Source organism: Vibrio sp. CyArs1, from assembly GCF_022432925.1.
GTDB lineage: Bacteria > Pseudomonadota > Gammaproteobacteria > Enterobacterales > Vibrionaceae > Vibrio > Vibrio mediterranei.
Genome location: NZ_JAKRBO010000004.1, coordinates 361,778 through 387,491, shown reverse-complemented (window position 1 = coordinate 387,491; position 25,714 = coordinate 361,778). Strand labels below are relative to the sequence as shown.

24 protein-coding genes are annotated in these 25,714 nt (G+C 43.9%); 15 read left to right on the top strand and 9 right to left on the bottom strand.

The window, feature by feature from the left end:
- Positions 1-319 precede the first annotated feature (319 nt).
- Both ligA and zipA read right to left on the bottom strand, forming a co-directional pair.
- Positions 320-2,323, bottom strand: coding sequence for an NAD-dependent DNA ligase LigA (ligA, locus tag MMA19_RS15035; protein WP_240206553.1), 2,004 nt, complete (start codon positions 2,321-2,323; stop codon positions 320-322).
- Between the two features lie 67 nt (positions 2,324-2,390).
- Positions 2,391-3,389, bottom strand: a complete 999-nt coding sequence (gene zipA, locus MMA19_RS15030) for a cell division protein ZipA (protein WP_240206552.1) — start codon at positions 3,387-3,389, stop codon at positions 2,391-2,393.
- Between the two features lie 182 nt (positions 3,390-3,571).
- On the opposite strand from zipA, the gene cysZ reads away from it, so the two are divergent.
- The gene (cysZ, locus tag MMA19_RS15025) at positions 3,572-4,309 is read left to right on the top strand and encodes a sulfate transporter CysZ (RefSeq protein WP_031495762.1); all 738 of its coding nucleotides are present in this window, start codon (positions 3,572-3,574) and stop codon (positions 4,307-4,309) included.
- A 77-nt stretch (positions 4,310-4,386) separates the two neighbouring features.
- On the opposite strand, the gene MMA19_RS15020 is transcribed toward cysZ, so the two are convergent.
- A complete protein-coding gene (locus MMA19_RS15020; RefSeq protein ID WP_006075222.1) occupies positions 4,387-4,857 on the bottom strand; it encodes a zinc ribbon-containing protein in 471 nt (156 codons plus the stop codon).
- Positions 4,858-5,040: 183 nt separating this feature from the next.
- Here MMA19_RS15020 and leuS point away from each other — a divergent pair, with 183 nt between their 5' ends.
- The 13 genes from leuS to MMA19_RS14955 all read left to right on the top strand — a co-directional run bounded on the left by leuS (position 5,041) and on the right by MMA19_RS14955 (position 17,997).
- On the top strand, positions 5,041-7,614 hold the full coding sequence (gene leuS / locus MMA19_RS15015) for a leucine--tRNA ligase (RefSeq protein WP_240206551.1): 2,574 nt from the start codon (positions 5,041-5,043) through the stop codon (positions 7,612-7,614).
- 135 nt (positions 7,615-7,749) lie between these two features.
- Entirely contained in the window at positions 7,750-8,322 is a 573-nt protein-coding gene (lptE, locus tag MMA19_RS15010) for an LPS assembly lipoprotein LptE (protein WP_038225409.1), read from the top strand.
- Positions 8,323-8,334: 12 nt separating this feature from the next.
- Positions 8,335-9,354, top strand: coding sequence for a DNA polymerase III subunit delta (gene holA / locus MMA19_RS15005; protein WP_240206550.1), 1,020 nt, complete (start codon positions 8,335-8,337; stop codon positions 9,352-9,354).
- Between the two features lie 69 nt (positions 9,355-9,423).
- A complete protein-coding gene (rsfS, locus tag MMA19_RS15000; protein WP_006075611.1) occupies positions 9,424-9,741 on the top strand; it encodes a ribosome silencing factor in 318 nt (105 codons plus the stop codon).
- A 4-nt stretch (positions 9,742-9,745) separates the two neighbouring features.
- On the top strand, positions 9,746-10,216 hold the full coding sequence (rlmH, locus tag MMA19_RS14995) for a 23S rRNA (pseudouridine(1915)-N(3))-methyltransferase RlmH (protein ID WP_006075610.1): 471 nt from the start codon (positions 9,746-9,748) through the stop codon (positions 10,214-10,216).
- A gap of 11 nt (positions 10,217-10,227) precedes the next feature.
- A complete protein-coding gene (gene mrdA / locus MMA19_RS14990; RefSeq protein WP_006075609.1) occupies positions 10,228-12,111 on the top strand; it encodes a penicillin-binding protein 2 in 1,884 nt (627 codons plus the stop codon).
- Positions 12,108-13,229, top strand: coding sequence for a rod shape-determining protein RodA (rodA, locus tag MMA19_RS14985; protein ID WP_062456979.1), 1,122 nt, complete (start codon positions 12,108-12,110; stop codon positions 13,227-13,229). The genes mrdA and rodA overlap by 4 nt, the downstream gene beginning before the upstream one ends.
- Positions 13,229-14,029, top strand: coding sequence for a septal ring lytic transglycosylase RlpA family protein (locus MMA19_RS14980; protein ID WP_038225413.1), 801 nt, complete (start codon positions 13,229-13,231; stop codon positions 14,027-14,029). Before rodA ends, MMA19_RS14980 begins: the two co-directional genes overlap by 1 nt.
- A 100-nt stretch (positions 14,030-14,129) precedes the next feature.
- Complete coding sequence (locus MMA19_RS14975) at positions 14,130-15,308, top strand: serine hydrolase (protein WP_031493182.1); 1,179 nt, start codon at positions 14,130-14,132, stop codon at positions 15,306-15,308.
- Positions 15,309-15,450: 142 nt separating this feature from the next.
- Positions 15,451-15,729, top strand: coding sequence for a DUF493 family protein YbeD (gene ybeD, locus MMA19_RS14970; RefSeq protein ID WP_031493181.1), 279 nt, complete (start codon positions 15,451-15,453; stop codon positions 15,727-15,729).
- A 175-nt stretch (positions 15,730-15,904) separates the two neighbouring features.
- Entirely contained in the window at positions 15,905-16,546 is a 642-nt protein-coding gene (gene lipB / locus MMA19_RS14965; protein ID WP_031493180.1) for a lipoyl(octanoyl) transferase LipB, read from the top strand.
- Between the two features lie 4 nt (positions 16,547-16,550).
- On the top strand, positions 16,551-17,516 hold the full coding sequence (lipA, locus tag MMA19_RS14960; protein ID WP_062456972.1) for a lipoyl synthase: 966 nt from the start codon (positions 16,551-16,553) through the stop codon (positions 17,514-17,516).
- 151 nt (positions 17,517-17,667) lie between these two features.
- Positions 17,668-17,997, top strand: a complete 330-nt coding sequence (locus MMA19_RS14955) for a hypothetical protein (RefSeq protein ID WP_031493179.1) — start codon at positions 17,668-17,670, stop codon at positions 17,995-17,997.
- 80 nt (positions 17,998-18,077) lie between these two features.
- Here MMA19_RS14955 and glyA read toward each other — a convergent pair whose 3' ends face one another.
- On the bottom strand, positions 18,078-19,328 hold the full coding sequence (gene glyA, locus MMA19_RS14950; RefSeq protein WP_240206549.1) for a serine hydroxymethyltransferase: 1,251 nt from the start codon (positions 19,326-19,328) through the stop codon (positions 18,078-18,080).
- 348 nt (positions 19,329-19,676) lie between these two features.
- Between glyA and MMA19_RS14945 the strand changes: the two genes are divergently transcribed.
- Positions 19,677-20,276, top strand: coding sequence for a YitT family protein (locus tag MMA19_RS14945; protein WP_006075748.1), 600 nt, complete (start codon positions 19,677-19,679; stop codon positions 20,274-20,276).
- 48 nt (positions 20,277-20,324) lie between these two features.
- On the opposite strand, the gene treC is transcribed toward MMA19_RS14945, so the two are convergent.
- From treC to gmhB, 5 genes are all read right to left on the bottom strand, one after another.
- The gene (gene treC, locus MMA19_RS14940; protein ID WP_240206548.1) at positions 20,325-22,007 is read right to left on the bottom strand and encodes an alpha,alpha-phosphotrehalase; all 1,683 of its coding nucleotides are present in this window, start codon (positions 22,005-22,007) and stop codon (positions 20,325-20,327) included.
- A 76-nt stretch (positions 22,008-22,083) separates the two neighbouring features.
- Positions 22,084-23,508 (bottom strand): PTS trehalose transporter subunit IIBC, encoded by a 1,425-nt coding sequence (gene treB, locus MMA19_RS14935; protein ID WP_240206547.1) that lies wholly within the window; start codon positions 23,506-23,508, stop codon positions 22,084-22,086.
- A 233-nt stretch (positions 23,509-23,741) separates the two neighbouring features.
- Positions 23,742-24,686: a trehalose operon repressor TreR gene (gene treR, locus MMA19_RS14930; RefSeq protein ID WP_062456959.1), complete on the bottom strand. Its 945-nt coding sequence runs from the start codon at positions 24,684-24,686 to the stop codon at positions 23,742-23,744.
- Positions 24,686-25,054 carry an MliC family protein gene (locus tag MMA19_RS14925; RefSeq protein WP_051867818.1) on the bottom strand — a complete coding sequence of 123 codons (369 nt, stop codon included), beginning with the start codon at positions 25,052-25,054 and terminating at the stop codon, positions 24,686-24,688. Before MMA19_RS14925 ends, treR begins: the two co-directional genes overlap by 1 nt.
- A 37-nt stretch (positions 25,055-25,091) precedes the next feature.
- Positions 25,092-25,643 carry a D-glycero-beta-D-manno-heptose 1,7-bisphosphate 7-phosphatase gene (gene gmhB / locus MMA19_RS14920; RefSeq protein WP_240206546.1) on the bottom strand — a complete coding sequence of 184 codons (552 nt, stop codon included), beginning with the start codon at positions 25,641-25,643 and terminating at the stop codon, positions 25,092-25,094.
- Positions 25,644-25,714: the final 71 nt, after the last annotated feature.

The window sequence follows — 25,714 nt, the reverse complement described above, 5'->3', positions numbered from 1 at the left end:
ATTATCAATTTCAAAATCAATTAAGCTAAAAAAAATAGGACGCACAACAAACTTTTGCCATGGTTATTGATGAAGATCTTATTTTTCAATCATTGCTACAATGAAATGCTTTACACCCTTTAATTTCAACAAGTTAAACAATTAATAACATTGCCATTCGTGATATGGCTCGCATGTATTTTTTATTTAATTTAATTAAATAAAAAAACGCTATTTATACGATTGTTTTTTATTTATTACGTAGTAGGACTCACATTATTTGAACTCACTCGCAAAAAAAAGAGCTCCATATTAGGAGCTCTTTATTCTATTTCTTAAGTCAGACGATTAATTCTATTAGGTCGTCCTCAGTTCTAATCTCAATATTGAGCTCTTGTGCTTTAGCCAATTTAGAACCTGCATTCTCTCCAGCAAATAAAATATCGGTTTTCTTAGAAACACTTCCCGTCACTTTTGCCCCTAGCGCCTGAAGTGCTGCCTTGGCATCATTGCGGTTTAGCTGTGATAACGACCCGGTTAAAACCACCGTCTTGCCCGCAAGTGGTTGAGGTGTATCTTCCGCCGGTGCTTCCACTGCCGCCCAATGAATACCTGCTGCAATCAATGCCTCAATTACTTTTTGATTAGATTCAGCAGCGAAGAAGAACCGAATATGCTTAGCAACAATCTCACCGACATCAGGCACTTCAATCAACTGTTCATGAGTCGCGTTCATCACATTTTCTAAAGTTTCAAAATGCGTTGATAGATTCGCAGCGGTGGCTTCACCAACTTCACGAATCCCCAGTGAATATAGAAACCTTGCTAGTGTGGTTTCTTTTGACACATTGAGGGCATTGACGACATTCTGTGCGGACTTAGGTCCCATGCGCTCTAAAATAGTGAGTTGCCCCGCGGATAACTTGAACAAATCTGCTGGTGTCTCGACCATTTCTTTGTCTACAAGCTGCTCTATTACTTTCTCCCCAAGACCATCAACGTCTAAAGCCTTACGAGAAACAAAGTGTTTTAGTGCTTCTTTACGCTGTGCTTGGCAAACTAAGCCACCTGTACAACGGGCTACCGCTTCTCCTTCAATGCGTTCAATCAGAGATGCACAAACCGGACATTCAGAAGGAAAAACGATTTCTTTTGCATCCGCAGGTCGGCGCTCTGGTACATAAGAAACAATTTGAGGAATAACATCCCCTGCGCGGCGAATAATAACACTATCACCAACTTTCACACCGAGACGCTCAATTTCATCGGCATTATGCAAGGTAGCATTGCTCACCGTCACGCCACCAACAAAAACTGGCTCTAGCTTTGCAACAGGGGTAATGGCTCCGGTACGTCCAACCTGGAACTCGACAGAGTTCAGTACCGTAATTTCTTCTTGAGCGGGGAATTTATAGGCGATCGCCCAGCGAGGGGCTCGAGCCACAAAACCTAACTGCTCTTGTAGGGCAATGTCGTCAACTTTAATCACGACGCCATCTATTTCATATTCAAGCTCATCACGCTTATCTTGGATCGCTTTGTGGTAGGCTTTAACTTCTTCGATATTGTTAACGCGTTTGGTTTCAGGCCCCATTGGAAAGCCTAAAGATTTGAGTTTTAGAAAGCGATCATAATGACTTGCTGGTAACTCGGTACCTTCAACAATGCCCAGACTATAGGCATAGAAGCTTAGAGGACGAGTTGCGGTGATGCGTGAGTCTAATTGACGTAAGCTACCTGCTGCCGCATTTCTTGGGTTTACAAACACTTTCTCGCCTTTTCTTTCGGCAAGCTCATTAAGTTTTGCAAACCCAGCTTTAGGCATAAATACTTCACCGCGTACTTCAATGCGCGCTGGAATGTCGTCGCCTTGCAGCTTCAGTGGAATTGCACTAATAGTACGAACATTCTCTGTGATGTTCTCCCCCGTAGTACCATCACCACGAGTTGCAGCTTGAACAAGTACACCATTTTCATAAAGCAAACTCACTGCTAATCCATCGAGTTTTACTTCGCAACAATAAGCGCCAATATCGGTTCTATTTACTCGATCACAAATGCGCTTATTAAAACTATCTAAATCTTCATCTGAGAAAGCATTATCCAAAGACAACATCGGTATTTCATGTTTCACTTGGGTAAAACTGTCAAGTGGTAACCCTCCGACTCGTTGACTTGGCGAATCTACCGTTACCCATTCAGGATGCTCAGCTTCAATAGCGAGCAATTCTTGCATTAGTCTGTCGTACTCGACATCCGGAATCTCTGGGCTGTCTTCTACATAGTACTTCACGCCATGATAGTGAAGTTGCTCTTTCAGTTCATTTAATCGTTGTTGCGACATGGTATACCTTGGTAGTACGGATAAAAAAGGCTCCCGAGGAGCCTTTTCTCTAGCATAAGTGGAACAATTACGCGCTTACTTTCGCTGCGTTAAAGTCTTGAATTTGTTTACGGTAGGCATCAAGTCTTGTCGGTGTCATTAAGTTACGCTTGTCGTCAAGAACGTTGCCCCCAAGATCATCAGCAATTTGCTGCGCTGTTCTTAGCATCAACTTGAAGTTCTGCTCGGCTTCGCCAAAACAAGGTAGAGTCATAAAGAACGAGATACCCTTGGTAGTAAAAGTGGCTGGATCATTATGTTGAAGCGTACCTGGCTGCATCATATTTGCCACACTAAATAATACTTTTCCTGTGCCTGATAAATCGGCATGACGGTGGAAGATATCCATTTCACCGTAAATAAGACCATTCTGGCGCATGCTATCAAACAGCTGAGTACCTACAAAATCTTCAGAACCAGCACAATGCACGTTCATCACAATCACCTGCATTTCAGGCTCTTCAGGTTCACTTTCAGCCTGTATAGGTGCACTTGTTTCCTTTGCCGACGTTAGGGTTGGTGCCTCAAGAGACTGAGGTTTTGTTGTTAATTCCTCATCAGCATCATCGAATTTGTTCAGGTCTAGCTGAGGTTCAAGCTTTTCAAATTCTTCAGGTTCGACATCGGTTTTAGCCGAAAATGATGGTAGCTCTTCTTCAACTATCTCTTCGGACAGCGCAGAGACCGGAGCCTTTTCTGATTGTTCTTCTACAGATTCGGGGTGGACCGGTTCGTCATGCTCGAAACTCTGTTCAGAATGGCTGGCGACATCATCTAATGGATCATAATTAGTCTGTTGTTGGTTCAAACCAAAGTCAGGTTCATTACGCGTTTTTCTTACAATTTCGAAATCGTCTTCTGGCGCAACGTATTGGTCTTCTTGCTCAGCGTTGTCATCCAACTTTCCTAACGGCCTATCACCGAACTTCTTCTGTCCTTCTTTTTTGCTAGACCATAGGCCATGGAACAGCAGCGCCGCGATAGCTAGGGCACCGACAATAATGAGTACGAATCGCAATTCCTGCATTGTTTGCTCTCAACGTTAAAAAATAGTCCTTAATGAGGTGAATACACCTCAGCTCACTCTACTTTACCAAAACTCTATAGACTATTAGAACACCTTAGTATAAGAAGTTTGTGATTTCCTTAAGTCTTTTTTGATATAGTCGCTAAGAAACAACAGTAGCAAAAGGTAAAAGGAAGCATATTTTGAACAAAGCCAAAACCGGATTCGGTTACTTTCATCAAGGTTTTCAAATCGCCTTTACACCGGGTATCCGTCGTTATGTACTGCTACCATTACTTGCCAATATTTTGTTAGTTGGTTCAGCAATGTACTACCTTTTCTCCAACCTCAACGCGTGGATTGAAGGCTGGCTAGGCTATTTGCCTGAATTTCTCTCTTGGTTGAGTTATGTACTTTGGCCGCTACTCGCCATCACTATATTGGCGACCTTTTCTTACTTCTTTAGCACATTGGCTAACTTTATCGCCGCTCCATTCAATGGCCTTTTAGCAGAGAAAGTGGAAGAAATGCTAACCGGTCAAAAAGTTTCAGAAGACGGGATCATGAGCGTTGTCAAAGACGTTCCAAGAATTATGGCTCGGGAATGGCGAAAGCTATTGTATACCTTGCCTAAAGCTATCGGCTTATTCTTACTGCTACTTATCCCTGCGCTTGGTCAAACGATAGGACCTTTTCTATGGTTCATTTTTACCGCTTGGATGTTAGCAATTCAATACTGTGATTATCCATTTGATAACCACAAGGTACCATTTAACGACATGCGAATGTCTATGAAGCAAAAACAGGGAAAAGCCTACAGCTTCGGTATGCTTGTCTCGGTATTTACAACAATCCCAATACTTAACCTGTTTATCGTTCCAGTATCAGTATGTGGCGCAACAGCTATGTGGGTGCAAGAATTCAAACAGCAATATAAGTAGCTGTTTCTCACTATCTAGAAGTATCTAAAGAGACTGTAGGCAAGCCCAAGCCATACAGTCTCTAGCACCGCTAGCTTCTATGGTTTTAGTGGTTGTCGACTAAATGTACTATGACCACATTTTGGACAATCAGAAATGGTAGTTGGGTGATTGTATTCTGTCTTATGCCCACACTGTTCACACACCAAAATACCTAATCCTATCATTTCTCCTGAGGAATAAACGCCCTGATGCTCAAGATCTTGGAACAGCTCGACCCACTCGACTTTTGTTCTATCTGTGATATCCAGCAGACCTTGCCAAATTGAATTGGCAATCATGAGATAGAAGGGCCCGCTTTTACTCTCTTCGTAGTTTTCGGCAAATTCCTTTAGATCAGACTTCACATACGCAGAAATTAACGCCATTTCGTCCTTAGTCATATCGTTGGCGGCCTCAACCACTTGTCCTGATTTTTCAAGCACGTGCTGTAACTCTTCAGGACTGTGTTTTAGGTTGTCAACCACATCTTCAATCATTTCTTCATAACTGGCTTTACGCTTAGGCATACATCCCCCTATTTTCACCAAAGTAGCAGAACACTATGTGATTACCATTAACGTGCATCACCTCTTCTCCCACGAAGGGTATATTGACTATTGTTGACCGGGCTTCCTTTAGGTATTCTATGACGATCTAATAGTTTCTGTGGTAACAGAACTCACAAATTCCAAGATAACCGGAAATCATCGATGCAAGAACAATATAACCCGCAAGATATTGAACGTAACGTTCAACAGCACTGGGACAACAATAAGACCTTTGTTGTAAGTGAAGACCCAAATAAAGAAAAATTCTACTGTCTGTCTATGTTCCCTTATCCAAGTGGACGACTGCACATGGGTCACGTGCGTAACTACACCATCGGTGATGTGGTATCTCGTTTCCAACGCCTACAAGGTAAAAACGTAATGCAACCAATTGGTTGGGACGCGTTTGGCCTACCTGCTGAAAACGCAGCAGTAAAAAACAACACAGCGCCAGCACCATGGACTTATGAAAATATTGAGTACATGAAAAACCAACTTAAGTTGCTTGGTTTTGGCTACGACTGGAACCGTGAGTTTGCTACGTGCACACCAGAGTACTACCGTTGGGAGCAAGAGTTCTTCACTAAGCTTTACGAAAAAGGCTTAGTATACAAAAAAACCTCTTCTGTTAACTGGTGCCCAAATGACTTAACTGTTCTAGCAAACGAACAGGTTGAAGATGGCTGTTGCTGGCGTTGTGATACTCCAGTTGAACAAAAAGAAATCCCACAGTGGTTTATTAAAATCACAGAATACGCCCAAGAGCTTCTTGATGATTTAGACAACCTAGAAGGTTGGCCTGAAATGGTTAAAACCATGCAGCGCAACTGGATTGGTCGCTCTGAAGGTGTTGAACTGAAGTTTGAAGTACAAGGTCATCAAGACCTTGAAGTATATACCACGCGTCCAGATACTCTTATGGGTGTTACATACGTGGGTATCGCTGCAGGCCACCCTCTTGCTGCTGTTGCGGCTGAAAACAACCCTGAGTTAGCTGCATTTATCGATGAGTGTAAGAACAACAAGGTTGCAGAAGCTGAACTAGCAACAATGGAGAAAAAAGGTATGGCAACCGGCCTTACTGCTATTCATCCATTGAATGGTCGTGAAGTGCCAGTATTCGTTGCTAACTTCGTCTTGATGGATTACGGAACAGGTGCAGTTATGGCAGTTCCTGGTCATGACCAACGTGACTTTGAGTTTGCTACTAAATACAACCTAGATATTCTTCCTGTAATCAAACCGGTTGACGGCAGCGAGCTTGATATTTCAGAAGCAGCTTACACTGAGAAAGGCATACTATTTAACTCTGGCGAGTTCGATGGACTTGAGTTCCAGGCCGCGTTCGATGCTATCTCTGCTAAGTTAGAAGCAGAAGGCAAAGGTCACAAGACCGTAAACTTCCGTCTACGTGACTGGGGTGTTTCTCGTCAACGCTATTGGGGTGCTCCAATTCCAATGGTAACGACTGAAGATGGTGAAGTTCACCCGGTTCCAGCAGAGCAACTTCCTGTAATCCTTCCAGAAGATGTTGTTATGGATGGCGTAACTAGCCCAATCAAAGCTGATAAAGAGTGGGCAAAAACGACCTTCAACGGTGAGCCAGCACTACGTGAAACAGACACCTTCGATACCTTCATGGAGTCTTCTTGGTATTATGCACGTTACTGCTCTCCGCAAGCTGATGATATTTTAGAACCAGAAAAAGCGAACTATTGGCTACCTGTAGACCAATATATCGGTGGTATCGAGCACGCATGTATGCACTTACTGTACTCTCGCTTCTTCCATAAGTTGCTTCGTGATGCGGGCTATGTGACTTCCGACGAACCATTTAAGAAACTCCTATGTCAAGGTATGGTGCTTGCTGATGCTTTCTACCACACTAACGAAAAAGGCACCAAAGAGTGGATTGCTCCTACAGACGTAAAAGTTGAGCGTGACGGTAAAGGTCGCATTTCCTCTGCAACAGACAACCAAGGTCGTGACGTAGAGCACTCAGGCATGATCAAAATGTCTAAGTCGAAGAATAACGGTATTGACCCGCAAGAGATGGTAGACAAATACGGTGCTGATACTGTACGTCTATTCATGATGTTCGCCTCACCTGCGGATATGACATTAGAGTGGCAAGAGTCTGGTGTGGAAGGTGCAAACCGATTCCTTAAACGTGTTTGGAAGTTGGTAAAAGAACATACAGAAAAAGGTACAGCGGAAAGCGTTGACGTTTCGGCTCTATCTTCAGACCAAAAAGCACTGCGCCGTGATGTTCATAAGACCATTGCAAAAGTAACCGATGATGTTGACCGTCGCCAAACATTCAATACAGCGATTGCCGCCATTATGGAGCTAATGAACAAACTAGCTAAGGCACCTCAAGACACAGCACAGGACCGTGCGATTCTTGATGAAGCTCTACAAGCCGTCGTTGCCATGCTTTACCCTATCACTCCGCATATCTGTTTCGAGATGTGGACGGCACTGGGTAATGCAGACATCGACAATGCGGTATGGCCAACGTTTGATGAAAAAGCCCTCGTTGAAGATGAAAAACTTATCGTTGTTCAAGTTAACGGCAAGCTACGCGCTAAGCTGACAGTTGCTGCGGATGCAACTAAAGAACAAGTAGAAGAACTTGGTCTTAACGACGAGAACGTGACGAAATTCACTGATGGAAAAACCATCCGTAAAGTGATTTACGTACCGGGTAAACTACTGAATATTGTAGCTAATTAATTTAGTTGTCTTTATGATACCAAGAGTCGCGAAGAATTCTTCGCGGCTCTTTTATCAGCCACACATAAAAGTCTTATTTAAGTTCACTGCCTAATGAAACTTACATAAGCCTTTTTAACAGAGTCTGCGAGCACTATGCGCCTATTTAAAACCAAATTTTCACAAATTAGTTTCGTAATCCTACTCACTACTCTGCTCAGCGCATGTGGTTTCCAACTCAGAGGCGAATACACTGTCCCTGAAGATATAAAAGAAATGTCTGTCACCAGTTTTGACCAATACAGTAAGATCACTCGATTAGTAAAAGAGCAGTTACGCCTCAGTCAAATTGAATTGGTTGAACCTCGTAAAGACATTCCAAACTTACACATAATCAGTGAGCAAATCACCGACAGGACATTATCCCTCTATCAAAACACTCGCGCGGCCGAAAAAGAAATTGTCTATGATGTTAATTATCGAGTTTCAATTCCCGATGTCGGTAGCAAAGATTTTACTGCAACAATGACACGCAGCTACTTGGATAACCCGCTATCGGCACTAGCAAAGTCTGCCGAACGTAAGCTGCTTGAAGATGAAATGCGCGAGTTCTCAGCTCAGCAAATGATGCGTCAAATGGCACGACTCAAAGCTGAAATCGAGGAGCATGAGTTAGAAATGTTGAATACTACTGAGCCAGCATCAACTAGCCAAAACACCCAATCATAACGGCCAATTAGCGTGAGAGTATTTGCTGACCGCCTTGCAGAAACACTGAACCGTCAGTGGTATGGCTGCTATCTTATTTTTGGTAATGAACCGCTATTTGTCCAAGAAAGTCGAGACTCGATCATTCGTCATACTCGACAATTAGGATTTGAAGAACATCACCGTTTCTCCGTGGACAGTTCACTGGATTGGAATGATGTCTATGATTGCACACAAGCACTTAGCCTGTTTTCATCTAAGCAAATTATAGAACTATCTATCCCTGAGTCTGGTATTAACGCTGCTATCGCCAAACAGTTGTTAGAAATATCGTCTCACTTGCATGAAGACATTGTTGTTATCATCACTGGGGCTAAGCTGACGAGGGCTCAAGAGTCGGCAAAATGGTTCAAGGCTCTAAATGGCTGTTTGGTGAGCTGCGCTGCCCCTGATGTCAAACACCTCCCTCAATGGGTAATGAGGCGATGCAATGCCTCAGGACTTAAGCCTGACGGTGAAGCGATACAGCTCCTATGTCAGTGGCATGAGGGAAACCTGTTTGCTCTTTCTCAAAGCTTAGAGAAGCTGTCATTGCTCTATCCTGATGGCCAACTCAACCTGCTCCGTGTTCAAGAGTCTCTAAGCCGTCATAACCATTTTACAGTGTTCCACTGGATAGACGCGATCTTAGAAGGTAAACCAAAACGAGCGAATCGAATTCTCTTACAACTTGAAGCAGAAGGAATAGAAGCCGTTATTTTGTTGCGTTCGATTCAAAAAGAGCTTCAACAGCTCATCAAAATGCAACAGATGTTGACTCAATCTTCGCTTAACCAAGTCTTTGATAGCTTTAGAGTGTGGCAAAATAAAAAACCACTCTATAGCGCTGCTCTGCAGCGCCTTACCGCAATACGACTTAAACAAGCCATGCAACTACTCGCTTCAATCGAGGTCCAAGTAAAGACCCAATACGAGTTGAGCCCGTGGCCCTTTCTACACCAGCTAACGCTCAACCTGAGTGCTACTGACAGCAGCCTGTCTTTACATCCATAATTTCGTGGTATAATTGCAGGTCAATTGAGCCTGAGGCTCAACTTAATTAAGAACAACGAGGAAAAACTTTTGCAACGCGAAGAATTGAAACTATTTCTAGCCGACAAAGCCGACGATATGAAAGCACAAGACATCGTAACGATTGATGTTGAAGGGAAGTCTAGCGTGACTGATTTTATGATTGTCTGTACGGGTACGTCAAAAAGACATGTAATTTCAATTGCCGATCATGTTGCTTCTGAAGTGAAGAAAGCTGGTATGGAACCTCTCGGCGTTGACGGCGAGCAAGAAGGTGAGTGGGTGGTTCTCGATATGGGTTCAACCATGCTGCATGTCATGCAGGAACAGCACCGTGACCTTTACCAATTAGAAAAGCTTTGGAGCTAATACATTGAAACTCCAACTCATCGCTGTCGGTACAAAAATGCCGAAATGGGTCGAAGAAGGCTTTCAAGAATACAAGCGTCGTTTCCCTCATGATATGCCACTTGAACTGGTGGAAATTGTCGCGGGAAAGCGAGGCAAAAATGCTGATATTGCACGTATCTTACAAAAAGAGGGCGAAGCGATGTTAGCGGCGGTTCCTAAAGGAAACCGTATTGTGACATTAGATATTCCAGGTAAGAAATGGGATACCCCTCAACTTGCTGAGCAACTCGAGAGCTGGAAGCTAGATGGGCGCGACGTCTCTATTTTGATTGGTGGTCCAGAAGGTCTGGCACCAGCTTGTAAAGCCGCAGCTGATCAAAGCTGGTCACTTTCAGCGCTAACGCTACCCCACCCTCTCGTGAGAATTGTCATGGCGGAAAGCCTCTATCGCGCTTGGTCAATTACTGCAAACCATCCTTACCATAGAGAGTAAGCCAACAAGTTATGAGACGTAAACGTAGCCAGATACGGGACCATCAGGCAGAAGCGCGGCTGTTCAAAAGCCGTGCTGTCGTTGCATTCGTATTTATCATTGCCATGATGCTAGTACTTGTTGCAAACCTTTATAATATTCAGGTTAATCAGTATCAAGACTACAAGACTCGCTCTAATGATAACCGCATTAAAGTCGTACCAATCGCGCCAAATCGCGGCCTTATCTATGACAGAAATGGCATCCTACTGGCAGAGAACCGTCCGGTCTTCAACCTAGAAATCACCCCTGAAAAGGTGAAGAACATGGATGAAACTATTGCTGGGCTGCGTAAGTTTTTAGATATCCCCGAAGAACGTATTGAAGCATTTGAACGAGACCGAAAACGTACTCGCCGATTCAAATCTATCCCTCTTCTTACTCAATTAACCGAAGAGCAAGTTGCTGTTTTCTCCGTTAATCAACATAAGTTCCCTGGCGTAGAAATAGCGGCAAACCTGAAGCGTTATTACCCATTTGGCGATGTACTGACGCATGTTATTGGCTACGTATCACGAATAAACGATCGTGATATGCGTCGTCTCGTCAGAGAAGAAAGAGACGCGAATTACCAAGCTACTCGTGACATTGGTAAGTTAGGCATCGAACGTTACTACGAAGAAATTCTACACGGCACCGCAGGTTATCAAGAAGTTGAAGTAAACAGTCGTGGTCGAGTACTGCGTACCTTAAAGTTTGTTCCGCCAATTCCGGGCAAAGATATCGTGCTGAACCTCGATATCAAACTACAACTTAAAGTTCATAAGCTGTTAGCAGGAAGACGCGGCTCTGCGATTGTCCTAGATCCAAATGACAATGGCGTACTCGCAATGGTGTCTAGCCCTAGTTATGACCCTAACGCCTTTGTAAATGGTATTTCAAGTAAAGCTTATAAAGCCCTTTTGGAAGATAAAAACCGTCCACTGGTGAACCGTGCAACGCTTGGTATTTATCCACCAGCATCAACGGTAAAACCTTTTATTGCGGTTGGGGCACTCCAAGAAGGCGTCATTACGCCTCAAACCACGCGTAATGACCCTGGGTATTGGCGAATTCCAAACTCGAAAACGCGTCCCTTCCGTGATTGGTTACGTTGGGGACACGGTAAAGTCAATATCCTTAAAGCCATTGAAGAATCCGTGGATACTTTCTTCTATCAAATCGCCTATGATATGGGCATTGATAGACTATCTAAGTGGATGATGATGTTTGGTTTTGGTGACTATACCGGCATTGATATCTATGAAGAAAGTAAAGCGAATATGCCGACACGGGAATGGAAAATGGCTCGTCATCGCACGCCATGGTATCAAGGTGATACGATTCCTGTAGGCATTGGACAAGGTTATTGGACTGCAACGCCAATGCAAATAGCCAAAGCTACCTCCGTACTGGTTAATCATGGAGAAGTTTTATCTCCACACCTATTACGTGCCACTATCGATAATGGTGATAGTTTTGAACACCAAACAATGGCTGAAGTTGACTCTCGCCCGCCGATTACCGGAGTGAAAGAGAGCTACTGGGACATCGCACTCGAAGGAATGCGATTGGTTAACCATGGCGTCAAAGGTACTGCTCGCCGCGCCTTTAAGAACATGCCTTATCAGTCGGGTGGTAAGTCCGGTACAGCACAGGTGTTTAGCTTGGCTCAAGACCAGGAGTACAACGCTGAGGAACTGGAAGAGCACCTAAAAGACCACGCACTATTCACGGGGTTTGCACCTTTCAAAGATCCAAAGGTAGTTGTGACTGTTGTACTAGAAAACGCCGGCGGTGGTTCTTCTAATGGCGCACCTGTAGCACGTCAGCTGTTTGATTTGGCCCTTCGAGACGAAAAGAGTGAAGAAGAATGAGATTTGATCCATCAACAGGACAAAATAGAGTTCTATTCGAACGCTTCCATATCGATTTGCCACTGCTATTAGGTATTCTGGCTTTAATGGCCTTTGGCCTAGTCGTTATGTACAGTGCAAGTGGGCAGAGTTTGGCCATGATGGACAGACAAGCTATGCGTATGGTTCTCGCCCTCGTTGTTATGATTGTGCTCGCACAATTCTCCCCGAGAACCTACGAGTCACTTGCTCCAATCATGTTCTTTGTTGGGGTACTATTGCTACTCGGAGTATTGTTTTTTGGTGAAGCATCTAAGGGAGCGCAGAGGTGGCTCAATTTAGGTTTTGTTCGCTTTCAACCTTCAGAACTTCTGAAACTTGCCGTGCCTTTAATGGTCGCACGATACATAGGTAAGCGTTCACTTCCCATCACTTTCCAGACTTTAGTGATGTCTTTAGTAATGGTATTTGTACCAACCATTCTGATTGCGAAACAACCCGACTTAGGTACATCCATACTAATTGCCGCTTCTGGTATTTTCGTAATCTTCCTTGCCGGTATCAGTTGGAAAATCATTATTAGTGCGGTTGTAGCACTTGGAGCCTTTATCCCTGTGTTATGGTTCTTTTTGATGCGTGAGTACCAAAAAGTCCGTGTCAGAACCTTGTTCGACCCAGAATCAGATCCACTCGGTGCAGGTTATCATATTATCCAAAGTAAGATCGCCATTGGTTCCGGTGGGATTACAGGCAAAGGCTGGATGCAAGGCACTCAATCACAGCTTGAATTTATTCCAGAACGACATACTGACTTTATTTTTGCAGTTATCGCCGAAGAATGGGGCATGATAGGCATTTTATTATTGCTTGCCCTCTATCTGTTTATTATTGGCCGTGGCTTATATTTAGCCAGTTCAGCACAAACCGCATTCGGTAGAATGATGGCAGGCAGCATTGTACTTAGCTTTTTTGTTTACGTTTTCGTAAATATTGGTATGGTAAGCGGTATATTACCTGTAGTAGGCGTACCTCTACCTCTTGTCAGTTATGGCGGCACCTCCATGGTGACGTTAATGGCTGGTTTCGGCATCTTAATGTCTATCCATACGCACAGAAAGGCATTTTCAAAGGCAACGTAATGAATCGATTTTCTATCCGTCACCGTCACTACCAAACATTGCTTTGCTTTACTGTGGGATTGGTCGCTCTTGCTGGTTGTTCGTCGTCAGACAGTCGCTATGAGTTAAGCGATGATGTAGCTCCTTCAAGTCCTATCTCTGTTGACCATATTGAAGGTGCTCAACCTAAATATGAACCTTATAGCTTAGGCGGTAACAAGAACTACACCTTGCGAGGAAACAGCTACAAGGTGATTAAAGATCCAACCGGATTTAAAGAGCGCGGACAGGCTTCGTGGTATGGGAAAAAATTTCATGGTCATCTGACGTCGAATGGTGAAGTGTATGACATGTATTCTATGTCAGCTGCCCATAAAACCTTGCCTTTACCAAGCTATGTTAAGGTCACCAATTTAGACAATGGCAAAGAAACCATCGTTCGCGTCAATGATCGAGGTCCTTTTCACGAAGGGCGAATCATTGATTTGAGCTATGCGGCGGCAAAGAAACTCGATGTCATTAAGACAGGTACCGCCAATGTCGAGATTGAAGTAATCATTGTCGAACGCTCCACCAGCCAACATAAAGTAGACAAACACCCAGAGTACACCATTCAAGTTGCCGCATCTCCACATAAGGATCGCGTCGAAACTTTATCGAAAGAACTCGGTCAAAAGCTATCAGTGGACACATTTCTAGCACCTGTAAATAGCAACTACCGTCTAATGCTTGGTCCTTTCAAAGACTACAAGCAGACTCAAGATGTTCTCGAACAAGTGAAAAAGATTGGCTACTCCTCAGCTTTCGTCAAAAAAATGTAAACATCATTGACATAAATAACGGTTGTTACTTAGTGTAAGCTATCTAGTTTGCCCAGACCGTTCTGTTAATATACGGACAACAAACAAAAATTGTATTCAAATGAATAAGAATAAACCTTCTATGAAACTTCTAACTTCCATTGCTCTTACCGCAACTTTAGCAGCAACTTCTGCTTCTGCGGCGCCTGTTGTTATGCCGGATGCACCTCAAATCGCAGCGAAAGGCTTCGTTTTGATGGACTACAACTCAGGTAAAGTCCTAGCTGAAAAAGAGATGAACACTCAACTTCACCCGGCTAGCCTGACAAAAATGATGACCAGCTACGTTATCGGCCAAGAACTGAAGCGTGGCAACATCACTCCAGAAGATGAAGTTACCATCAGTAAAAACGCTTGGGCAAAGAACTTCCCTGATTCATCGAAGATGTTTATCGAAGTTGGCACAAAGGTAACCGTTGAAGAGCTTAACAAAGGCATCATTATTCAATCAGGTAATGATGCATGTGTAGCAATGGCTGAGCATATCGCAGGTTCAGAAGACGCGTTTGTCGATCTAATGAATGCGTGGGCTAAGTCTATCGGCATGAACAATTCACACTTCGCCAACGTTCACGGCTTGGATAACCCGAACCTATATTCTACGCCTTACGATTTAGCGCTACTTGGTCGTGCACTGATCCGCGACGTTCCAGATGAGTACCGTATTTACTCAGAGAAAAAATTCACCTACAACGGCATTACCCAATATAACCGTAATGGCTTATTGTGGGATAAGAGCATGAACGTTGATGGCATTAAAACTGGCCACACAAGCCAAGCTGGTTATAACTTAGTAAGCTCAGCAACTGAAGGTAAGATGCGTTTAGTTGCCGTAGTTATGGGCACTAAGAGCGCCAATGCACGTAAATCTGAAAGTAAAAAGCTGTTGAGCTATGGCTTCCGTTTCTTCGAAACAGTGAATCCACATAAAGCCGACGAAACCTTCGTAGAAGAAAAAGTCTGGATGGGTGACAAAGACGCTGTAGCACTAGGTGTTGACCAAGATACCTTCGTCACACTCCCACGCGGCCAAGCGAAAAACCTAAAAGCTAGTTTCGTACTTGAAAAACAGCTTGAAGCACCAATATCTAAAGGCGATGTCGTTGGTAAGCTATACTATCAACTAGACGGCGAAGATGTTGCTGAATACCCACTACTTGCACTTGAAGATGTTCAAGAAGGTAGCCTATTCAGTCGTCTATGGGATTACATCGTATTACTTTTCAAGAGCTTGTTCTAATAATCGAACTCTAGAATTAAAAGTAATCAAGTTTCCGTAAAGCCGCACAATGCGGCTTTACTTTTTGTTGGCTTGAGATCATCCACATAAGGCATTACTATTCGCATCGTTATAACGAATTGGTATTTTTGGAGTCCCTAATATGTTGACCATCAACTCTGATGCAAAACTCAAAGACCTACTAGAGTTCCCTTGCTCTTTTACATTCAAAGTGATGGGTTACGCTAAGCCAGAACTTCCTGAAAAGGTAGTGGAAGTAATCCAGCGCCACGCGCCAGGGGATTACAGCCCAACTATCAAACCAAGTGCAAAAGGCAACTACCATGCCGTATCGATCAACATCACTGCAACGTCTATCGAGCAAGTAGAGACCTTGTATAAAGAACTTGGTGAAATCGATATTGTTCGCATGGTTCTATAAAAATTTTAAACTTTAAATTTTTTTTGAAAGCAGCTCAGGCTGCTTTCTTTTTATATTTCAAAAACCTAGCACTTAATAGTGATTCAGTCGTTAAGAATTCGTTATTTATTGGTAGTTCAAAACCACCAACATGTTTATAATGCGAATACTTTATTAAGTGGCAGCGGAGTGATTGGTGGAAAATCAACTAGTTGTAAAAAAGCTTGGTAGAAAGGACTATGAGCCTGTCTGGAAAGCGATGCATGAGTTTACTGATAATCGCACAGAACAAACGCGCGACGAAGTTTGGTTAGTTGAACACAACCCTGTGTTTACGCAAGGTCAAGCAGGCAAAGCCGAGCATCTACTTAACACTGGTGATATTCCCGTTGTACAAAGTGACCGTGGTGGCCAAGTCACCTATCATGGTCCAGGCCAGCTAGTGGCCTATTTCTTAATCAATCTCCGTCGTAAAAAACTGGGCGTTCGTGAACTGGTTACTCATATCGAAGACCTCGTTATTCAAACGCTAAAAGAATACAATATCGAATCGGCTGCGAGACCCGACGCACCTGGCGTCTATGTTGACAATAAAAAAGTATGTTCATTGGGCTTACGCATCAGAAAAGGATGCTCTTTCCATGGACTGGCGTTGAACGTCAATATGGATCTCACTCCCTTTTTAAGAATTAATCCTTGCGGCTATGCCGGAATGGAAATGGTTCAGGTCAGCCAGTTGGGCGGTCCACAGCAAGTGTCCGTCGTAGAAGACCAATTAATCAAAGCACTCATAACAATACTTGATTACGAGCAAGTAGAATTCAGCGAAGAAGCATAAGACGATGAGCAAACCTATCCAAATGGAAAAAGGCGTTAAGTACCGTGACGCTGACAAAATGGCATTGATTCCAGTTAAGAACATGCCTACCGAGCAGAAAGAGATCCTTCGTAAACCAGAGTGGATGAAGATCAAACTCCCTGCAGACAGCCAACGTATTCAAGATATCAAATCTGCAATGCGTAAAAATGACCTGCACTCTGTTTGTGAAGAAGCATCCTGTCCTAACTTAGCTGAATGCTTCAACCACGGTACAGCAACATTCATGATTCTTGGCGCAATCTGTACTCGTCGTTGCCCATTCTGCGATGTTGCCCATGGTCGCCCCAACGCTCCAGAAGCCGGTGAACCTAAAAAGCTGGCGCAAACAATCAAAGACATGAAGCTGAAGTATGTTGTAGTGACTTCTGTTGACCGCGATGATCTTCGTGATGGTGGTGCGACACACTTTGCTGACTGTAACCGCGAAATCCGAGCACTTAACCCGGAAATCCGTATTGAAACCTTAGTTCCAGATTTCCGTGGCCGTATGGATGTTGCGCTTGAGGCAATGAAAGACAACCCACCAGATGTCTTCAACCACAACCTAGAGACCGCTCCTCGCCTATATCGTAAAGCTCGTCCAGGTGCAAACTACAAGTGGTCGCTACAACTGCTTAAGAAGTTTAAAGAGATGCACCCTGACGTACCAACAAAGTCGGGCTTAATGATGGGCTTGGGTGAAACGAAAGAAGAAATCGTGGAGGTATTGAAAGACCTTCGTGAGCACGGCGTTACCATGCTAACGTTAGGCCAGTACCTTGCGCCAAGCCGTCACCACTTACCTGTAGAACGCTACGTTCCGCCTTCTGAGTTTGATGAGCTAAAAGATATTGCGCTGGAACTTGGCTTTACTCACGCGGCATGTGGCCCATTTGTTCGTTCTTCTTATCATGCGGACCTACAGGCTCAAGGCGTAGAAATTAAGTAATTCCATTTGTGGTTTCTTATTAAACACGGATTCGCTCTAAGAGCCATCCGTGTTTTTTTAAGAAAAATCGCCAAGATGACATTCTCATACTCGCATTTTCGCTATATTTAGGTAGGCTTAAAGAAAAATATTATTCAATCAAGGATGTAGCATGAAGTTACTTAAAGTTGGTCTGCCTATTTTAGCCGCTACTGTTATTGGTGGTTGTGCGCAGAATACTCAACAAGACAACTACTTAGAGGCGTCATTTGAACTGTGTAATACCGAGGTAAATCTGTACTCGGTGAGCGACGATGGCCGAGTTCGTATCGTTTGTAAAGACGGCGCTAAATTCGCACTGAACAGCGAGAAAACGCTGGATATCATGCGTGACATTAATATTGATTACTGTAATGGTGAAGGCTTGGGGCAATTTAGTGAAAGTCGCAAGTACTATTCGTTCAAGTGTAAATCTGGAACTTTACTGAATATCAATAAGTAGCCAGCGTTTACTTTTCAAACGAATACAAGATCAAAAAAGCGAGCTCATAGCTCGCTTTTATTATTTCTTAGATAAACCTATTAAGCGTAAACAGGTAGACGCTTACAGATCTCTAGTACTTTAGCTTTTGTCGCTTCAATCACTGATTCATCATTGATGTTGTCTAAAACATCACACATCCAGTTAGCAAGCTCAGTCGCCTCTGCTTCAGTAAAACCACGGCGGGTAATCGCTGGAGAACCAACACGGATACCAGACGTTACGAATGGGCTGCGTGGGTCATTAGGTACTGAGTTTTTGTTTACAGTAATGTTCGCTGCACCTAGGGCTGCATCCGCTTCTTTACCTGTAATATCTTTGTCGATTAGGTCAACAAGGAACAGGTGGTTCTCAGTTCCGTTAGACACAATCTTGTAGCCGCGCTCTTGGAACTGAGCAACCATCGCTTTTGCGTTCTTAACTACGCGAGCTTGGTACTCTTTAAACTCAGGCTCCATTGCTTCTTTGAATGCTACTGCTTTACCAGCGATAACATGCATCAAAGGACCACCTTGACCACCAGGGAAAACAGCTGAGTTTAGCTTCTTGTACATGTCTTCACCTGCATTAGACAGGATTAGACCACCGCGAGGACCCGCTAATGTTTTGTGTGTTGTGGTCGTCACAACGTGTGCATGAGGAACAGGCGTTGGATAAACACCAGCTGCAATAAGACCTGCAACGTGCGCCATATCAACAAACAGATACGCGTCGACTTTATCCGCAATTTCACGCATACGAGCCCAGTCTACGATCTGGCTATACGCAGAGAAACCACCAATGATCATTTTTGGCTTGTGCTCAAGTGCTAGCTGTTCCATCTCGTCATAGTTGATTTGACCAGCTTCATCGATACCGTAAGGAATTACGTTGTAGTGCTTACCAGAGAAGTTAACTGGAGAACCGTGAGTAAGGTGACCACCATGAGCCAAGCTCATACCTAATACTGTATCGCCTGGGTTAAGTAGAGCCATGTACACGGCACTGTTCGCTTGAGAGCCAGAGTGAGGCTGAACGTTCGCATACTCACAACCAAATAGCTCACACGCACGGTCAATCGCTAGTGCTTCCGCTTTATCGACGTATTCACAACCACCGTAGTAGCGCTTGCCCGGATAACCTTCAGCATATTTGTTAGTTAGCTGAGAGCCTTGCGCTTCCATTACGCGAGGGCTGGTGTAGTTTTCCGAAGCGATAAGCTCGATGTGCTCTTCTTGACGAAGGGTTTCTTCTTGAATAGCTGCAAATAGCTCCGCATCGTAATCAGCGATGTTCATATCACGCTTAAGCATCTGTATCTCCTGACTCAGATTGTTCTGAAAGTTTCAAAAAAACCACACAATGACCAAAAGCAAACGTTTTCGTCACCACATTTGATGACTTGCATCATACATAATTTGATCTAGGTCATAAAGAGAAAATTAGAAATTTCTCATGCAGTTTTCTCATAGTGAACCTTAGGTATCATCATGGGCGCCTGAATTAGTACGACAATGTGTACACTAAGTGTCAATAATTCCATTTACACAGTGTAAAATTTGAATTACATAGGTTTACCGCAAATTTCGCCTTCAAGCTACCGAAAAGATCATCTTTTCAATACTATTGCGGCGATTATTACTAAGAAGAATTTTGAACTGATGCAAAAACACTCACGTAGAGAAGATTGGATAGCAATACTGACTGGTACATTTATTGTTGCCCAAGGTATTTTCTTTCTTCAGTCGGCTCAACTATTAACTGGCGGTACCACAGGTCTAGCGCTTCTTGTAAGCCAGTTTGTGCCAGTTTCTTTCGGTACCTTGTATTTTGCCTTCAATAGCCCGTTCTATCTGTTAGCATGGAAACGCTTTGGTAAACGTTTTGCCGCGAGTAGTGCTATTTCGGGGGCGTTGGTCTCTGTTATCACAGATAACATGTACCGTGTCGTGTCACTGGATCAGATTAACGATATTTATTGTGCTATTGCTGGCGGCTTGCTGATGGGGCTCGGCATGCTGATTCTATTCAGACATCGCTCAAGTCTTGGTGGGTTCAATGTGCTTTGCCTGTTTATTCAAGATAAATTTGGTATTTCAGTTGGCAAAACTCAAATGGCAATAGATTGCTCGATCCTAGTCGCTTCATTCTTCTTTGTCTCTCCGAGCGTCATTATGATCTCCATCTTGGGTGCAGTGATGCTGAACCTTGTTCTAGCTATGAACCATAAGCCTACCCGCTACGTGGTGACCTACGGTTAATACCAATGCCCTTCGCTTTACTCTCAGTTCGGCGAAGGGCATTGCTCGTTACTTATTAATCAAAATAGCTACCGTCTCATACGGCTTCATGACTACTTTTTTCTCAAACGTTACTTTGCGTTCTAGGCCGTAGTTGCTCAAGACTCGTTGTCCAGTGAGCGCAACGAAAGATTCAGGTAGAGTGACCTGAGTCTCCTGCCCAAAATAATTATTCAGGCATAGCAACATGGTTTCAGCGTTTTCTCGCAGATATCCATGCACCTGTTCATGCTCCGGGAACAAATCAGTATAACTACCATCGGTTATCACAGGCACCGTTTTGCGAAGAGCGATAAGCTCCTTGTAGAAGTAGAACACGGATTGTTCGTCTTGAAGTGCTGCCTGAGCATTGATCTGCGAGTAGTTTTCAGAGACTCCAATCCAAGGTGTTCCTGAAGTAAAGCCAGCATTAACACTGCCATCCCACTGCATCGGCGTACGAGAGTTATCACGAGATTTTTGCTGCAAAATCGCCATCATCTCATCATGAGACGTTGTGCCCTCTTCAACCATTAGTTTGTACATATTCAAACTTTCCACATCACGATACTGAGCAAGCTCAGTAAAGCCTGGGTTAGTCATACCAATCTCTTCGCCTTGGAATATGTATGGCGTTCCCTGCAATAAATGGACGGATGCTGCGAGCATTTTCGCCGACTTATTGTGGTAGCGGGTATCATTCCCCAAGCGGCTCACAATACGTGGCTGGTCATGGTTACACCAAAACAGTGCTCCCCAACCTTTGCCATTCAGACCCGTTTGCCAATGGTTGAAAATTTGCTTGAGCTGGGCAAAGTCAAAATCCGCTTTAGTCCACTTCTCTCCATTTGGATAATCAACTTTCAAGTGATGAAAGTTAAACACCATCGACAGCTCTTTGCTATCTAACGCGCTGTATTGCAGGCAATGCTCTAGCGTTGTCGAAGACATCTCACCGACCGTCACTGAACCATACTTTTGGAATACCGCTTCGCTGATCTCTTGTAGATATTCATGCACTCTAGGGCCATCCGTGTAAAAGCGACGGCCATCACCAATATGATCATCTGCAAAATCTTGCTGCTTTGAAATCAGGTTAATGACGTCTAACCTAAATCCATCGACTCCTTTTTGCGCCCAAAACTCAATCACACGTTTCACGTCGTCTCGAACAGCAGGGTTCTCCCAGTTCAGATCGGCCTGCTCTTTGGCAAACAAATGCAAATAGTATTCGTTTGTGGCTTCATCTAGTGCCCATGCAGAGCCACCAAATTTAGATTGCCAGTTGTTTGGGGCTTGCCCATCACGACCAGGTTTCCAAATATAATAATCACGATAAGGACTTTGCTTATCACCAAGAGCCGCCTGGAACCATTCATGCTGTGTTGACGTATGGTTCACTACGATATCCATGATAATACGAATCCCCATTTGATGAGCTTGCTCTAGTAGCTCATCAAAATCTTGCATGGTGCCAAAATCAGGGTTAATAGCGTAATAGTCAGCAATATCGTAACCGTTATCAATCATTGGAGAGGCATACACTGGTGTTAACCAGATAGCATCAACACCAAGCTGATCAAGGTAATCTAGCTTTGAGGTAATGCCTTTGATATCCCCCATACCTTTGTTGCCGCTATCACAAAAACTCTTCGGATAGATTTGATAAATAGTGGCGGTTTTCCACCAGTCTTGTTGAGCTTGTTGACTCATCGATTTCAATCTCACTTACCATTACAAAAGAAACAAAAAGAAAACAGTGGCTCAAATTGAGCCACTAATGGGGGAGTTACGCGCTTGCAAGCTCTAGATCACCTTTTGACTGAGCGCGTTTATACAGGAACAGGGTTAGGATAATTGGCACCGCCATAGCTACTAGCATCGCCATTAGATATACCGTCCAGTACTGAGGTTGGATGGAAAGAATACCCGGTAGACCACCAACACCAATACCATTCGCCATTACACCAGCACTACCACAAATCGCTGCAGCAAGCGCACTACCAATCATGGCGCTCAACATCGGGAATTTGTATTTCAAGTTAATACCGTACATTGCAGGCTCTGTTACCCCTAAGTACGCAGAGATAGCAGCAGGAACTGAAATATCTCGTTCGCCTTCGCGCTTACTAATAATGATGATACCGACAACTGCAGAAGCTTGAGCAATGTTTGACAAAGCAATCAAAGGCCAGATTGGCGTACCGCCAAGGTCTTGCATAAGCTGTAAGTCAACGGCGTTAGTCGTGTGGTGGATACCCGTTATCACAAGTGGTGCGTATAGAAAGCCAAATACCATAGAACCAAGAACCGCGAAGTCACCCGTCATCGCAGCTTTCGCTGCAAATGCAACACCGTCACCCAGCACGCGACCAAAAGGACCAATAAGTGCGTGCGCTAAAATCACAGATAGAATGATTGAAACGAAAGGCACCACAACCAGATACAGGTAACTTGGAACAATACGTTTAAGGTTCGTTTCGATAAAGGCCAACGCAACACCGGCTAACATCGCTGGAATGACCTGAGCTTGATAGCCCACTTTCTCTATCACGAATAAACCAAAGTCCCAGACTTCAGGAACCTGCTTACCGATTAAGTAGGCATTCATTAGTTGTGGCGACACCAAGGTCACACCCAGAGTAATACCCAGAATAGGTGTGCCTCCCAGTTTTTTCACTGTCGACCAACACACACCAACAGGCAGGAAGAAGAAGATTGCTTCACCAATTAACCATAAGAACGAGTGAACCGTGGCCCAGAACTGGCTGATTTCAACCAGCGTCTTGCCATCGAACATGCGAATGTCGCCAATGACATTTCGAAAACCAAGAATCAGACCACCAGTGATAATCGCAGGTAAAAGAGGAACAAAAATTTCGGCTAAATGCGAAATACCACGCTCGAGAATATTCATATTTTGGCGAGCAGCCAGTTTGGCATCATCTTTTGATGCAGCTTTCTTTCCCGCCATGTCAATAAGTAGCTTGTATACTTCATCGACTTCAGTACCAATTACGACTTGGAATTGGCCAGCATTGGTAAAACAGCCCTTAACAACCTTTAAGCTTTCCAGTGCTGATTTATCTGCTTTTTCTGTGTCGTTAAGAACAAATCTCAGACGAGTTAAGCAGTGACTCACACTGGCAATGTTGTCGGCTCCGCCTACCCCTTCGATGATGGCTGCAATGTCTTGCTTCGCTATCTTGCTCATCGTATGTACACCTTTTTACTGATATAGAGACGTTGGATAACAAACGTCCATGTGTCTCGTTGTATTAATAATACCGCAATGCGCCAATGGGAACATTCCCAAAAATCTAAATGCAGTGTGACATACGAGAAAAAAACGTAAATGGGAACATTCCCATTAATTGAGAGTGATCACAATAATTGTAGAGAAATGCATCAAAAGAAAAGGATGAGAAGACAGAGTAGAAGCCGTTTTTACACAGCTTCTTGTGTGAGATGAGAGACGACAGCGTCGCCTTTCAACTGCTTAATCAATAGGTTAGCTGCTTTTTCACCTGCTTGATGATAGCCAGGATCAATACTGTAGATATTTGGGAATAAAAATGACAACAATTCATTGCCACCAATACCCGTGACAATAATGTCCTCTCTTCCTAACTCTTGTAAGCGCTTAATGGTGCCCAGTGCTAGAGTATCGCTCGCGCAGACAATGGCTTGCAGGGAATCACTCACCACATCATCCACTAGTGAGTATGCACTCTCATGATGAAGTGCTCCGGTACGAAACCGAGCCGGCAATTGCTGCTCTTCACACCAAACTTGATAAGCGTTTAAACGAGCTAAGCCTGTAGTTTTATCTTCAGGATCTACACCAATAAACGCCAGATCACTCACGCCTTGATCTTTAAGCTTATTGAGAACCGCGTGGATCAAACCGGCATTGTCGTAATTGATCGACGACACTCGATCGGTATCCATCGCAATCACAACTACCTTTTCATCCCAATCTGCCACGGCATCCAGATCCAACTCGGTAAAACCAAAAACTATTACCCCATCCACATTTCGCTTTCGCAACACGTTAAGATGTTCATTAGTTTTCACCGGATCGAACTGGCTTTCCATAATCACAACGTCATAGCCTGCCGCATAGAGTACATTAAGCATGCTGCTGACGGCTTTGTTTTCAGAAGGGGAATCCAGTCGAGAAATGATCACACCAATCACGTTCTGAGCTCCACCACCTCGCATAGACTGAGCCGATTTTGACGGAACATAACCATGCTCCGCGATCACCTGCTCTACCTTTTCGCGAGTCTCAGGCTTAACTTTAGGGTCATTGGTCAACACTCGAGAGACGGTCGATTTGCCGACTCCCGATAGTTTCGCGATATCAAGTATGGTCAGTTTTTTAGTCATTAGCCTTTAGGAATACTACGTGTGGTCATACGGCAGGACTTATCAGTGACACCATTCATTGTCAGCATGCCTTCTCGGCCTTTACTGAACAACTCAATATTAGAATCGGTTTGCGACTCACCATCCAAGGTATAGCGCACGCCGGAAGCTGAGGGGACTCGATGCAACGGATATTCCGTCTTATCTATCAGCAAAAGGATTTGTTCACTGGAAAGTTGAGTGACCTGGAAATTTTGACTATCACACTCATATTGGAGCACATGATAATTACCAGCTGCGGATTCCGTTTGTCCGCCACTACTGCATGCCGCCAATCCACTCACCAATAAAACGGGTAACAACGTTTTTTTTGCAATTGAAAGCATCATTTCTCCTCTTTAAGGCCAACACCCATTCAGTATGTGTCTATTTAGCAAGATACGCTGGTACGTCGCGGATGCTATCAAGAACCGTAGTCGCAATGGACTCACCGCGCTCAGTAACAGGCTTACCTGTACGAACTAAAATCTTAGTACCCACACCAGCCGCTTCAGCCGCCATCATATCTTCAGCTTTGTCACCCACCATAACGGATTTAGCCATGTCTATCTTGAGAAAATCTCTTGCCGAAATGAACATCCCCGGTTTTGGCTTACGACAGTCACAATCTTGTTTGTAGTCACCAACTCCGTGCTCTGGATGATGAGGGCAGTAGTAAATACCATCAAATTCGATACCATTATCTGAGAAGTTCCAGTCCATCCATTGAGTTAGAGACAAAAAGCGGTCTTCTGAGAACATACCACGAGCGATCCCAGACTGGTTCGTTACCAATACGAGCATGTAGCCCATATCTTGTAATTTCTTAGTCGCTTCAAATACACCTTCAACATATTCGAAGTCATGTTCATCGCTTACATAGCCATGGTCGATATTGATTACGCCATCACGGTCCAAAAACACAGCTGGTTTTGCCACAGGTTACTCTCTTGCTCTAGATAAGTGCTAATGACATGAATTATTACATGCTTTTATATCCACATCACTAT